The organism is Polaromonas sp. CG_9.7, assembly GCF_015752205.1.
Taxonomy (GTDB): domain Bacteria; phylum Pseudomonadota; class Gammaproteobacteria; order Burkholderiales; family Burkholderiaceae_C; genus Polaromonas.
In genome coordinates this window covers 173,807-187,084 of record NZ_JADOVG010000001.1, presented here as the reverse complement: position 1 = coordinate 187,084, position 13,278 = coordinate 173,807, and the positions used below count along the sequence as shown (strand labels likewise).

The 13,278-nt window shown below is 63.1% G+C and carries 12 protein-coding genes; all 12 read left to right on the top strand.

Going from position 1 to position 13,278, the window contains the following annotated elements; genetic code table 11:
* Positions 1-55 precede the first annotated feature (55 nt).
* The 12 genes from IWX87_RS00880 (at position 56) to IWX87_RS00825 (ending at position 13,265) form a co-directional block, all read left to right on the top strand.
* On the top strand, positions 56-1,711 hold the full coding sequence (locus IWX87_RS00880; RefSeq protein ID WP_196861614.1) for a hypothetical protein: 1,656 nt from the start codon (positions 56-58) through the stop codon (positions 1,709-1,711).
* Positions 1,712-2,112: 401 nt separating this feature from the next.
* Positions 2,113-2,772, top strand: coding sequence for a response regulator (locus tag IWX87_RS00875; RefSeq protein WP_196861613.1), 660 nt, complete (start codon positions 2,113-2,115; stop codon positions 2,770-2,772).
* A gap of 86 nt (positions 2,773-2,858) precedes the next feature.
* A complete protein-coding gene (locus tag IWX87_RS00870) occupies positions 2,859-4,208 on the top strand; it encodes an ATP-binding protein (RefSeq protein ID WP_370583708.1) in 1,350 nt (449 codons plus the stop codon).
* Positions 4,209-4,283: 75 nt separating this feature from the next.
* The gene (locus tag IWX87_RS00865) at positions 4,284-5,807 is read left to right on the top strand and encodes a Do family serine endopeptidase (RefSeq protein WP_196861611.1); all 1,524 of its coding nucleotides are present in this window, start codon (positions 4,284-4,286) and stop codon (positions 5,805-5,807) included.
* Positions 5,808-5,953: 146 nt separating this feature from the next.
* On the top strand, positions 5,954-6,214 hold the full coding sequence (locus IWX87_RS00860; RefSeq protein ID WP_196861610.1) for a type II toxin-antitoxin system HicA family toxin: 261 nt from the start codon (positions 5,954-5,956) through the stop codon (positions 6,212-6,214).
* Positions 6,187-6,564 carry a hypothetical protein gene (locus IWX87_RS00855; RefSeq protein ID WP_231376500.1) on the top strand — a complete coding sequence of 126 codons (378 nt, stop codon included), beginning with the start codon at positions 6,187-6,189 and terminating at the stop codon, positions 6,562-6,564. Before IWX87_RS00860 ends, IWX87_RS00855 begins: the two co-directional genes overlap by 28 nt.
* Before the next feature lie 215 nt (positions 6,565-6,779).
* A complete protein-coding gene (locus IWX87_RS00850; protein WP_196861608.1) occupies positions 6,780-7,157 on the top strand; it encodes a hypothetical protein in 378 nt (125 codons plus the stop codon).
* Between the two features lie 56 nt (positions 7,158-7,213).
* Complete coding sequence (locus tag IWX87_RS00845) at positions 7,214-7,747, top strand: RNA polymerase sigma factor (protein WP_196861607.1); 534 nt, start codon at positions 7,214-7,216, stop codon at positions 7,745-7,747.
* Between the two features lie 22 nt (positions 7,748-7,769).
* A complete protein-coding gene (locus IWX87_RS00840) occupies positions 7,770-8,627 on the top strand; it encodes an anti-sigma factor (protein WP_196861606.1) in 858 nt (285 codons plus the stop codon).
* A 128-nt stretch (positions 8,628-8,755) separates the two neighbouring features.
* Positions 8,756-10,186 (top strand): YncE family protein, encoded by a 1,431-nt coding sequence (locus IWX87_RS00835; RefSeq protein ID WP_196861605.1) that lies wholly within the window; start codon positions 8,756-8,758, stop codon positions 10,184-10,186.
* Positions 10,183-10,548 carry a DUF305 domain-containing protein gene (locus tag IWX87_RS00830; protein WP_196861604.1) on the top strand — a complete coding sequence of 122 codons (366 nt, stop codon included), beginning with the start codon at positions 10,183-10,185 and terminating at the stop codon, positions 10,546-10,548. The genes IWX87_RS00835 and IWX87_RS00830 overlap by 4 nt, the downstream gene beginning before the upstream one ends.
* A gap of 596 nt (positions 10,549-11,144) precedes the next feature.
* Positions 11,145-13,265 (top strand): BCCT family transporter, encoded by a 2,121-nt coding sequence (locus IWX87_RS00825; protein ID WP_255532069.1) that lies wholly within the window; start codon positions 11,145-11,147, stop codon positions 13,263-13,265.
* Positions 13,266-13,278: the final 13 nt, after the last annotated feature.

Genomic DNA, 13,278 nt, shown 5'->3' with positions numbered 1-13,278 from the left:
CCAGCCCTGGCATTCCCCGTACACTGCCTGCCCCGCCTCCCGCAAAGCCACACCCATGTCCCCAGAGTCCCCGCATGTCTGCGTCAAACAGTTCCGGCAGGTTTTGCTCTGGCCCTTGCGCTTGATGCCAGTGCGCGGCTCAGAAGGCCGGCACGCCAAACCGTGGCAACTGCTGGCGGACATGGCCGAGGCGTCACCCTGGCGCGAGGTGGTTGATGAATACAGCGATGGCAGCGGCAGGTTCTGTGAGCGGCATTACAACGAATTCGTCAGTTTTTTGCCCTATGTACAGCGGTTTTTGTACGGCGAGGGACACAGCCCGAGTGGCACGGGGGCCACGGCAGGCTCGCCGATGCGGGTGTTTCGCCGCAGCGATGTCAAGGGGCTGCGCGCTGTCACGCATCCGGGCGCAGCGCCCGTCATGCTCGACATCGCCCATGTCGACCTGTACTTTTTTCTTGACCTGGACCTGGTGTTGCTCAATGTCGAAGTCAGCGGCAGTGACCTGACGCTGCCACAGGCGCAAGACCTGCTGTACCGCTTTGGCCGTGCCTACCCGGCCAGCTGGGACACTGCCGGCCATGCGCAGCATTGCTTGCTCAGCGCCGAATGGCTGGGCCACCAAGGCCAGGTGCTGGCGCAGTCGGACGCCAGCCAGCGCGAGGTGTTCATGGCGCATGTCAGCCAGCATCGCGCGCCGCGCGTCGCCGCGCACTGGGCCTGGTTGCTCGAACCAATGGTGGGCGACCATTCCGGCAAGGCCGGGAGCCTGCGCTACCGGATGATCGAGTACTACCGGATGCCGCAGCTGGCCTTTCTGGCGGTGGACCGTCCGCGCGACGTGAGCCGCAACGACTTCATCCGCCTGGCGCTGGTGCTCGGACCGGCTGACGTCGGGTCCGACACCCGCACGCCCTATGCCGAAGCGCAGCCGGGCGACTTTGAAAAGCGCTTTTGCTACGACCGTTTCTGGGGCGAAGGCGGCGCTGCGCCCCACACGCGCTATTTGTGCAGCGGGCATTCGCTTCTAGTGCTGGGCGATGCGAACAGCGCGTTTTTCGTCTGCCCCGAACGCGGCGTGCTGGCGCAGTTCCGGCACCAGCATTTTTTGCTGTTTTTGATTGCGCATTTTCAAAAGGCGGCGCTTTTGATGTTCTCGGACCGGCTGGCCGAGGCGCTGAAGAACCTGGATATTGCCGACGCTGCCAGCGTTCGCGCCTTCAAACGCACAATACGCAACAGCTTCGCCAGCTTCTTGCGCTTCACCCACCGCTACTGGTTCCATGACATTTCCGAGCAGGGCCAGGTGCGCGCGCTGTTTCGCCTGTGCGCCGGCCATCTGGAAGTCGATTCGCTGTACCTTGAGGTCAAAGAGCGGATTGGCGAGATGAACAACTACCTGGACGCCGACAGCCTGCGACGCCAGGCCAATACGGTCGTACGCCTGACGGTGGTGACCATCTTTGGCCTGATCGGCACGGTGACGACGGGTTTCCTGGGGATGAACCTGCTGGCCGAGGCCGATGCGCCACTGAGCCGCAAGCTGTGGATATTTGCCATCGTTTTTGTACTGACGCTGGTGCTGACGTTCTACACCATGGGCAAGTCCAAGCGACTGTCCGATTTTCTGGATGTGCTGTCCGACGAACGGGCCACGACCTGGCAAAAATTCAGCGCGCTGGGACTAGTGTGGCGGCGCAACGCGGACTGAAGGCGGTGTCATTTCGTCACTGCTCAGCGCATGGTTGAAACGTGATCTTTCTTACTCTGTCGTTGCGGGCTTGACCCGCAATCCACAGCACCCCAATCCAGCCGCAGCCAGTCAGCAGTGGGATTTCGCCGCATGTTTGACTGTGCACAGATGGATTGCGGGTCGGGCCCGCCATGACAAAAGATAAGGGGCGATTCGAGTCGAGGGCGCTGAATACTTGCGAAATTTCAAGCTTTTTTGGCCTTTAGCGCACGTGCAGCTTATGCTTTTTGCTATCAAAAAAGAAGTGCTCAAGCAGTGATGGAGAACCTCGCTGCAGCCAGGCCGGAGGTCCGCACGTTTTGGTTTTAAGTTCCGACTAAGCTGCATCCATCAGACTTTGCCACTTCAAGGAAAACCCCATGCGCTTACTGCTGGTTGAAGACGACGCCATGATTGGCGAGGCGGTGCTGCAGGTGCTGCGTGCAGAGCACTACGCCGTGGACTGGGTACGCGATGGCGCCATGGCCGACGCGGCATTGAAGAGCGAGCAATACGACCTGGTGCTGCTCGACCTGGGTCTGCCCAAACGCGACGGCCTGGACGTGCTGCGCGCCCTGCGCCAGCGGCGTGAGGCCGTGCCGGTGCTGGTCGCCACGGCGCGCGACGGCGTGGCCGAGCGTATCGCCGGGCTGGACGCGGGCGCCGACGACTACGTGCTCAAGCCTTACGACATTGACGAGTTGCTGGCGCGCATCCGCGCCCTGCTGCGTCGCAGCGCCGGCCGGGGCGAGCCGTTGTTTGCGCACAAGGGCGTCAGCCTGAACCCGGCGACGCGCGAAGCCCTGCTGCACGGCCAGCCGGTGTCGCTGTCAGCGCGCGAATGGGCGGTGCTGGAAGCGCTGATCGCCCGGCCCGGCGCGGTGCTGTCGCGCGCCCAGCTGGAAGAAAAGCTGTTCAGCTGGAAGGACGACATCAGCAGCAATGCGGTCGAGGTCTATGTCCACGGCGTGCGCAAGAAGCTTGGCAACGACTTCATCCAGAACGTTCGCGGCCTGGGCTATGTGGTGCCCAAGGAATGAAAGCGGCGCATGACGGCCGCAGCGCCGGGCCGCCCCCGGCAAGTCCAGCCCCCTCGGGGGGCCATGCAGCACGCGAAGCGCCAAGCGTGGGGGCGCATTCCCTCAAGCGGCGCCTGTTGTGGTTCGTGCTGGTGGCGATCTTGCTGGCGGCGGTGCTGCAGGCGGTCACGGCTTACCGGGGGGCCTTGCGCCAGGCCGACGCGCTGTTCGACGACCATTTGCAGCAGATGGCGCGCTCGCTGCGCGGCGGCATTCCGCTGGGGCTGCCGCAAGCCGGGGCCGAAGAAGATTCGGGCTACGACCTGTTTGTGCAGATCTGGGGCCAGGACGGCACGCAGATTTTCCGATCTACCGGCTCGGCCTTGCCGCCGCGCGCCGTGCTGGGTTTTTCGGATGTCGAGGCGCACGGAAACCGATACCGCGTCTACACCTTGCAAACGCCCTTGCAGACCGTGCAGATCGCGCAGGACCTGAGCGCGCGCACCGCCCGGGCACGCGCGCTGGCGCTGCGCGCGGTGCTGCCGTTTGCCTGGCTCACGCCGCTGTTGATGCTGGCGGTCTGGTGGATCATCAAGCGTTCGCTGGCACCCATCGAACGCACGCGCCAGGTCGTCGCCAGCCGCGCCGCCGATGATTTTTCACCCTTGCAGGATGCGGGCCTGCCCGACGAAGTCCGGCCGCTGGTTGATGAGCTCAACCTGCTGTTTGGCCGGGTGCGGCGTGCCTTCGAGGCGCAGAAAAATTTTGTCGCCGATGCCGCGCATGAGCTGCGCTCGCCGTTGACGGCGCTCAAGCTGCAGGCGCAGACCCTGCGCCGCGTGGACGATGACCCTGCTGCACGCGAAGCCGCCGTGACGCGTCTGAACCTCGGGTTGGACCGGGCCATCCGGGGCGTCGAGCAGCTGCTGCTATTGGCCCGCGAGGAAGCCGGCCCGGCCACGGCCAGCGGCCAGCCAGTGGATCTGCAGCAGGTGGTGCAACTGGCCGTGGCCGACACCCTGCCGCAGGCGCGGCTCGGGCACATCGACCTGGGGCTGGCCGAAGACGCATCTGCGCAAGCCGTGCCGCCCGTCATCGGCCAGACGGAGGCGCTGCGCATCCTGCTGCGCAACCTGCTGGAAAACGCCGTCAAGTACACGCCGCCAGGCGGCCAGGTCGATGTGTCGCTGGCGCTGGTGGACGGCAGCCCGGTGCTGACGGTCGAAGACAGCGGACCGGGCATTGCGCCAGACCTGCGCCCGCGCGTGTTCGACCGCTTTTTTCGCGCCAGCGACACGGCGCAGCAAACCGGCAGCGGCCTGGGGCTGGCCATCGTCAAGGCGATTGCCGACCGGCACGGCGCTGTGCTGGCACTGGGCGAATCGCCCCGCCTGGGCGGCCTGAAGGTAGAGGTTCGGTTTGCGCCCGCCGCAGCTCGCCACGCGGACCAACTTTAAGTTTCGTCTAAGCCTGCGTCCTGATACTTGTCTGCATCGGCACCAACGCGTGCCTTACCCGACAGGAGCTTTTTCATGACATCAACCGTTTCAAGCAATACCCGCCTGGTTGCCGCGCTGCTGGCTGCAGGTGCCATTGGCGGTGCCGGGGTCGGCGCGTTCAACGCCATGCACACAACGGCTGCGGCCGCCATCTCGCCGCCCGCCTTTGTCGCCGCAGTTCCTGGGGCCACCCCCGTGGCCCTGCCCGACTTTTCGCAGATCACCGAGCGCTATGGCCCGTCGGTGGTGAACATCAGCGTCACCGGCACCACCAAGGTGTCGAACGATTCGCCATTGGCGCAGGACGGCGGCGACGACGCGCAGGACGACCCGCTCAACGGCCCACTGGGCGAATTGTTCCGCCGCTTCCAGCAGGGCCAGGGACACCCGGGCGCAGGACGGGGCGGACCCGGCGCGCAGCAGGAAATGCCGACGCGCGGCCAGGGATCGGGCTTTATCGTCAGCGACGACGGCATCATCCTGACCAATGCCCATGTGGTGCGCGGCGCCAAGGAAGTCACCGTCAAGCTGACCGACCGGCGCGAGTTCCGCGCCAAGGTGCTGGGCGCTGACGCCAAGACCGACATTGCCGTGCTGAAGATCGCGGCCACCAACCTGCCGGTCGCCAAGCTGGGCAAGACCAGCGAGCTGAAAGTCGGCGAATGGGTGCTGGCCATTGGCTCGCCCTTTGGTTTTGAAAACACCGTGACCGCCGGCGTCGTCAGCGCCAAGGGCCGCTCGCTGCCTGACGACAGCGCCGTGCCGTTCATCCAGACCGATGTCGCCATCAACCCCGGCAACTCGGGTGGCCCACTGTTCAACGCACGCGGCGAAGTGGTCGGCATCAACTCGCAAATCTACACCCGCAGCGGCGGCTACCAGGGCGTGTCATTTGCCATCCCGATCGACATCGCGAACAAGATCAAGAACCAGATCGTCACCACCGGCAAGGTCGAGCATGCCAAGCTGGGCGTGTCGGTGCAAGAGGTGAACCAGGCGTTTGCCGATTCCTTCAAGCTCGACAAGCCAGAAGGTGCGCTGGTATCGTCGGTCGAAAAAGGCAGCCCGGCCGACAAGGCGGGACTGATGTCGGGCGACGTGATCCGCCAGGTCAACGGCCAGCCCATCGTGTCGTCGGGCGACTTGCCGGCGGTGATTGGCCTTGCCGCGCCGGGCGACAGCGTCAAGCTCGATGTCTGGCGTCAGGGTGCGCCAAAGGAACTGACCGCACGGCTGGCCAACGCCGATGACAAGGCCGCGCAGGTCGCCAGCAAGAAGGAAACGGCGGGCCAGGGAAAACTGGGCCTGGCGCTGCGTCCGCTGCAGCCTGACGAGCAGCAGCAAGCCGGCACCGACAGCGGACTGGTGGTGCAGCAAGCCAGCGGCCCTGCAGCCCAGGCCGGCGTTCAGGCGGGTGATGTGTTGTTGTCAATCAACGGCATCCCAGTGAAGAACATCGAGCAGGTACGCGCCACCGTGGCGAAATCGCAAAAATCAGTCGCGCTGCTGATCTTGCGCGGCGACACGCGGATTTTCGTGCCGATTGATTTGGGCTGATCAAAATCAGCAAGGGAAACAAAAAAGGCGAACTATGGTTCGCTTTTTTTCGAGAAAACCAGAACGCTCCAAGAACGGATGAGTCGCCTGAAGTGACTGTACTTATTCATCATCACGTGATGCTGTTTTTTGATACCGTAAATTGATTGAAACGCAAGTACCAGCGCACTCAGGAACTGATCTTTTCTCGGCCTGTCTGTGCCAATGCCCGCTGGACAGACATCGAAGCGGTACTGAGGAAGCTGGGTACAGAGTTTGAAGAACGCGAAGGCTCGCGCGTTGAGGTCTTTTTATTCGGCTTGGTACGTGTTTTTCATCGGCCCCTCCCTTCACCGCCTACGGACAAGGGCGCGGCTGCAGCAATTTGCAAATGGCGTGAATGGTGGTGCCGACTTCTATGCCGATGATGTGCAAGGACTCAAGCATGAAGGGGAAATTTCTCTGCGCGTGTTCCTGCCAGCAGCGTGGACTGGAACCGCGCAAGCAATTTTCAGGAAAATTTTCCCTGCTGGTTGATCCTGCCAACGATGCTGTCACCTTTGACTTACAGCGAACCTTACCCTCTGAATTTAACGGTTGTTGGAATGTTGGCGCAGGTTTGGCTTACGGCTATCGTGCGCAACCTTTCTCACTCCAGCGTTTGCTTTCCTGCATTTTCTTTTTCCATCTTTCTTCAATGGAAAATTCAATAAAGTTCATACTTCATCGGGCCGGACCGATAAATTTCGTGGAAAACAAATTTTTCCAACTCACTTAAACGATTGGCACAGTCTTGTACCGGTGACGCCTTTCCGGATCAGCTTTACGCTGGCAAAGCTGGATCAAAGACAAGTCGCCCGCTATTGAACTTCAACAGATTAAATAATTTGTGACGGCTGGAATAAACCGCAGGGTGCTTGCGTCTACCTTGATGTCAGGCGCATTCAGAGCCTGAACACCCTGTTCAATTTTTACTGTCAACCGGAGCATCCCATGAAATTTACCCAATTTATTGCCGCTTTGGCCCTCGGCGGCGCCTTCCTGACCTCTGCCATTGCTGCCGATGCGCCGGCCAAGATGAGCGGCGGCGCCCTGGTCGCGGCCAACGGCATGACGCTCTACACCTTTGACAACGACAAGGCGGGCAGCGGCAAGAGCGTGTGCAACGGCCCGTGCGCCGGTCTGTGGCCGCCCCTGCTGGCAACGCCGGCCGATCAGCCTGCGGGCGACTACAGCGCCGTCACGCGCGATGACGGTGCCACCCAGCTGGCCTATAAAGGCAAGCCACTTTACTTCTACAAAGCCGACCAGAAGGCGGGCGACCGCACGGGTGACAACTTCAAGGATGTCTGGCACATCGTGAAGGAGTGAAGGCCCGGCTTCCCGTCGGCAACGCGGCACCACGCTCCAGTCCCTAAAGCCCAGGCGTGCGAACCGATCACGACGACAACAACGAGAAGGCAAGCGGCCAGCAGCTGCTGACCTGGGTGCCGCGCCTGCGCCGTTATGCCCGGGCGCTGGCCAGCAACCGGGATGATGCCGATGACCTGGTGCAGGACACGCTGGAGCGGGCCTGCGCCAAGTCCAGCCTGTGGCTTGGCGTGACCGACATGCGTGCATGGCTGTTCAGCATCATGCACAACGTGCATGTGGACGGTATCCGCAGGCCCGGGCTGGCGACCGTGGCGCTGGACGATGAAACACCCGAGGCGCCGGTCGCGCCAACACAGGACGACCGCCTGGCAGTGCTCGACCTGCAGGCGGCGCTTGAGCAGCTTCCCGCCGAGCAGCGCGAAATCATGCTGCTGGTCGCGCTCGAAGACATGAGCTATGCCGAAGTCGCGGCCACCCTGGGCATTCCCATCGGATCGGTCATGTCCCGGCTGTCGCGCGGGCGCGAGCGGCTACGCTCGTTGTTGACGGGCCACGTTCAACCCGTTCGCCTGAAAGTTGTCAAATGAGCCGCTCCCCGAACACGCCCTTATGAATTCCGTCACGCCCCCATCACCACCGGCCGCGCCGGTGACCGAAGCCGAACTGCAGGCGTTTGTCGACCGCCAGCTCACGCCCGAGCGCCAGCGCGAGATCGAGGCTTACCTGGCCAAGCGGCCCGAGGAGGCGCTGCGCGTGGAGGCCTACCTGGCGCACAAGCGTGAGTTGCGTGCGCTGTTCGATCCGGTGTTGGACGAGCCACTGCCGCACCGGCTGAGGCAGGCCGCCAGGCCGCGGACACCTTGGTATGCGCAGCGCCTGGCGGCAGGCATTGCCATTGCGGTGGTCAGTGGCGCCGCAGGCTGGGCACTGCGCGGCATCGGTGCCGAACCCGGCGCACAAACGCTGGCGCGGCGCACCCCCAGCGCCATCACCCTGGCTTCGGCCACCGGCTTTGCCCAGCGCGCCGCCGTCGCGCATGCGGTGTACAGCCCGGATGCGCGCCGTCCCGTGGAAGTGGGCGCAGACCATGAAGACCAGCTGGTGGCCTGGTTGTCCAAGCGCATGGGCGCGCCCATGAAGCCGCCCCATCTGCAGGACCTGGGGTATGCCCTGGACGGCGGGCGGCTGTTGCCTGGCGGACAAGGTCCGGTCGCGCAGTTCATGTACCACGACAGCGCCGGGGCCAAGCTGACGCTGTATGTGTCCCGCGAAGTGGCTGCGCCTGACGCTGCTGCGCCGTCAGGTAGCCACCAGGAAACGGCGTTCAGGTTTGCCAGGGAAGGCCCGGTGAATGTCTTTTACTGGGTCAACGGTCCTTTTGGCTACGCCATCTCCGCCGATGCCGACAAGACCGAGCTGGCTCGGGTGTCAAGCGAGGTGTACCGACAGCTTGGCAGCGCACGCTGAGGGCGTTCGGACTCCGTTTAAAAAACTCTCAACATTCTGGACAACCCCATGCCCTGCAGACCGTCCACCGCGTTCGTGCGCTGCTTGCCATTTTCAATCGACCACACTATTTACTTGAAAGCTGACCAATGAATGCAAAACTGAACGACACGCGGCGCGACTTTCTGAAAGCCGCTGTCGCCTTGCCTGCAGCGACCGCTGCCGCAGCTGTAACGCCGTGGGCCATGGCCCAGGATTCCACCGCCGCGCCTGCCGCGCTCGCGATACCCACCGCCGGACCGGATATTTCGCCCGTGGACCGGGTCTTCATCACCAATGAAGACTCCAACACCATCAGCGTGATCAACCCGATGAGCAACACGGTCGACACGACGATCAACCTCACCAGCTTCGACGAAGACGCGCGCCCGCCCTTTCGCTTTGTCACCGGCGGCGTCATGCCGACCCATGCGGCGATGATCCACAAGCCGCTCTACCATGGCTGCGTGGACGCGCATGGCGCCGTGCCCAACCCGGACGGCACGCTGCTTGCCACCTCCGGGCGCGGCAGCAGCAACATCTACCTGATCGATGCGGCGAACCGCCGCGTCATTGGCAATGCCATCAATCCACAAGCCGGCCCGACGACCAGCCCGGATCGCCTGTCCAGCGGCATCTTGCTCGGCCGGGAGCCGCATGAGCCGACGTTCACGCGCAACGGCAAGGAGTTGTGGGTCACCTTGCGCGGTGAAGACCGCATCGCCATTGTTGACGTGAGCCAAGCCATGCGCCAGTTGACGGGTCAGGGGCCCATGCCTTCGCAGGCGGTGCGCGCTTACCTGCCGACCTTGAACGGGCCGGCCCAGGTGTGGTTCTCCAAAGACGGCCTGCTGGCCTTCGTGGTCAGCCAAAAGGCTGCGCAGCTCGAGATCATGCAGGTCAATCCGGACGCCAATGGCCATTCGCGGCCGAAACGTCTTCGCCTGGTGGACCTGGGCGCGCAGGACAAGCCGGCCTTCACGCCGTTTCAAAAGCTCTCGCCCGACGGCACCCAGATGTGGCTGTCGCACAAGCTGGCCGATGCGGTGTCGATTGTTTCGGTGAAAGACCCCGGCACCGTGCTGGCGACGCTCTCGTTAGGCGAGATGGCCCGGCCCAACCACCTTGAATTTGTTGACAACGCTGGCGGCCAGGTGACTTACATGAGCCTGGCCCGGGTCGATGACGGCGGGCCCAACGGCGCGGCGTCCAGCCGCCTGGCCATCATTGACCGCTCGGTGCCGCTGGCCCAGCAAAAGGTCGTGGGCATGGTGTACACCGGCGGGCGCGAAGCGCACGGCCTGTGGACCAATCCGGCCAACAACCTGCTTTACGTGGCGCATGAGCAGGACGAGCTGCCCGGCACGCCCCATGCAGGCCAGGTGGTGTGTTCGGCCTTCGACGTTTCAAGGCCGCTGGAGCCCAAGCTCATCACCCAGATTACGCTCGGCGCCCTGAAACTGCCGTCGGGCGAACTGCGCAACAAGAAAAGCATCAACCTGGTCTATGTGCGTCCTGGAACCAAGGGGCAGACCGCATGACGGACCATGGCGCGCATGGGCACGTCAAAGCGCGGCCGGGCACTGCCAGCGCCTTTGAATCGGACATGGATGCAGGTATGGCCCGCATGATGGACGACATGCACGGCCCGGGCTACACCGGTCAGCCCGATACCGATTTTTTGGCCATGATGATTCCCCACCACCAGGGCGCTGTGGAAATGGCGCGGCTGGTACTGATCCATGGGCGCGACCCGATGGTGCGCCAGCTTGCCCAAGACATCATTGCCAGCCAGACGGTGGAGATGGTCGCCATGAAAGGCCGAATGGCGGTGCTGAAAAAAGGACCGGACCCGCAGCCCGGCGGCTACCCCGCCCTGGGCGCCGTTCGGGGCGGCGCCTGATGGGATAAAAACCAAAAGCGCTCAAGCGGGTTGCCGTAACGTGCCCCACTTTGTAGGGGTGGTCGGTGTCGCAGGCCATTTTTTGACCCAAAGCAAACATGCTTTGTTGCCAGGACTGCCGACATCGGTGCTTGGCGTGCAGGCGTCAGGAAAAGCATAATGGCCACTGGCGCACTACAACCAGGATGGAACACTTTTTACTGAGCCTGAAGATGGAGCGGGTCTGGCAACGCGACGACGCCAATCCACGGCAAAGCCATTCATGACATGGCTGACTACATCGTCAACTTCTTCAACCCGGTGCGGCTGAACACCAAACCGGGGTACTTGTCACGCCAATGCTTTCGCGCCTAAATCGGCAACTCAACCCACCTGTTGACCTCTCCGCAATAACTTGACCACTGCAGCGAAACGCCGAATGCACGGATTGAAGCAAAGACGACGAAATAGCCATTGACCGACACGCACAGGCCGGCGCAAGGCGTACTATGCCCCGCTAACCCGACTGGCTTAGACCTTGCGCACCCGGTTTGATCAGGGTGCACAAGGCCGTCAGATGCCGGGCTGCCTTTGAGCCAATCCCAGGAGATCACCGCATGCAAGACCCTTCTCCCACCCCTTCCATGGCTTCCATAGCTTCCAGCCCTCCCGTCCCCATAGAGCCTGAAACAGGTCCCGGTATCAAGCCCCCTTCTCCCACGCCGGAGCGCGCACCGCTGACCACGCTGGTGCCGCAGGTCGTCATTCCGGCACTGCTGGTGCTGGGCGCCCTGCTGGTGTTTTGCGGCATGTTTCCGGAGCTTGCCAACCAGGTTTTTTCAGGCGCGCAAAGTTGGGTGGTGGGCCACTTTGACTGGTTTTACACCAGTGCGGTCACGGTGTTTCTGGTGTTTTTGCTGATGGTGGCAGCCAGCCGCTTTGGTGACATCCGGCTCGGCCCGGATGACTCCCTGCCCGAATTCAATTTCCTGTCGTGGACCGCCATGCTGTTTGCCGCCGGCATGGGTATTGGCCTGATGTATTTTGGCGTGGGCGAGCCGCTGCAGCACTTTCTCAAGCCGCCAACGCAAATCGGCGGCACACCGGCGGCGGCCAAGGAAGCACTGCAGGTGACGTTTTTCCACTGGGGCTTTCACGCCTGGGCGATTTACGGCACCATGGGGCTGGTGCTGGCCTACTTCGGCTTTCGCTACAACCTGCCGCTGACGCTGCGCTCGGGCCTCTACCCGCTGCTCAAGGAACGCATCAACGGCCCGATCGGCCACTGCGTCGATGCCTTTGCGCTGGTCGGCACCATTGCCGGCATTGCCACCACGCTGGGCTACGGCGCATTGCAGTTGGCGGCCGGGTTGAACAAGGTCGGCGGCTGGGACACCTCGACCAACGCCTTTCGCATCGGCATCATCGTCGTCGTGGTGTTGCTGGCCGGCCTGTCGGCGGTCAGCGGGCTGGACAAGGGTGTGCGCCGCCTGAGCGAGTTCAACTTGTCGCTGTCGTTCTTGCTGCTGGGCTTTGTCATCATTGCCGGACCGACGGTGTATTTATTTCAGGCACTGAGTGAAAACATTGGCGGCTACCTGTCGAACCTGGTCAGCATGTCGCTGCGCACCTTTGTTTATGAACCGACACGTGACGAAGGCTGGTTTGGCGGCTGGACCATCCTGTACTGGGCCTGGTGGATTTCCTGGTCGCCGTTTGTCGGTATGTTCATTGCGCGCATTTCGCGCGGCCGCACGATTCGCCAGTTCATCCTTGGCGTGCTCCTGGTGCCAACGGCTTTCAATCTGCTGTGGATGACGGCGTTTGGCAACGGCGCCATCTGGATCGACACCAACGTGGCCGCTGGGGCGCTGGCGCAGACCGTGGGCAACGTCGATGCATTGCTGTTCCGGTTTTTTGACTTTTTGCCGCTGACCGTGACGGTGTCGTGGCTGGCTATCTTGCTGATTGGGGTGTTCTTTGTCACCTCGGCCGACTCCGGCGCTTATGTCGTCGATGCCATTGCCTCTCGCGGCAACCCGCGCTCGCCGGTTTGGCAGCGCTTGTTCTGGGCGGGCGTGCTGGGCGTGACCGCCGCCGTGCTGCTGCTGGCCGGTGGGCTGGGCGCTCTGCAGGCCATGACGCTAGTGGCCGCACTGCCAGTGGCCGTGATCATGCTGGCCCTCTGCTATGGACTTTGGCGCGGCCTGCAGGCGGACGTGGCACATTCGACGCAAGACCTGTCGCCTGCCACCAATTTCTGGAGCGGCCAGCACTGGCGCAAGCGGCTGGAGCAGATCGTGCACCAGTCCACCCGCAAGGACGTGCTGCAGTTCATGCAGACAGGCGTGCTGCAGGCCATGCGCGACGTGGTGCGCGAGCTGAACCAGCGCGGCGTGGCCGCCAGCGTGCACGAGGACGACCTGGGCGAAGGCGTGCTGCGCCTGACGATTCCCGACCCGACGCTGCGGGACTTTGTCTATGGCGTCAAGGCCGTCAGCCGTGCGGTGCCGGTGTTCATCGTGCGCGAAGCGGCACGCGATAGCGAGCGTGACCAGGTATTCGAGCCGATGACCTTCTTCGAAGACGGCCGCCAGGGCTACGACATCCAGTACCTGCGGCCTGAGGAAATCATCGTCGACATCCTGCGCCACTACGAACGCTACCGCACGGTCAGCATCAACCAGCAGACACAGTTGCTGAATCGCGCGCCGGGCCACACCGAGCCGCTGCTGTGACCGCCGCGCCCGC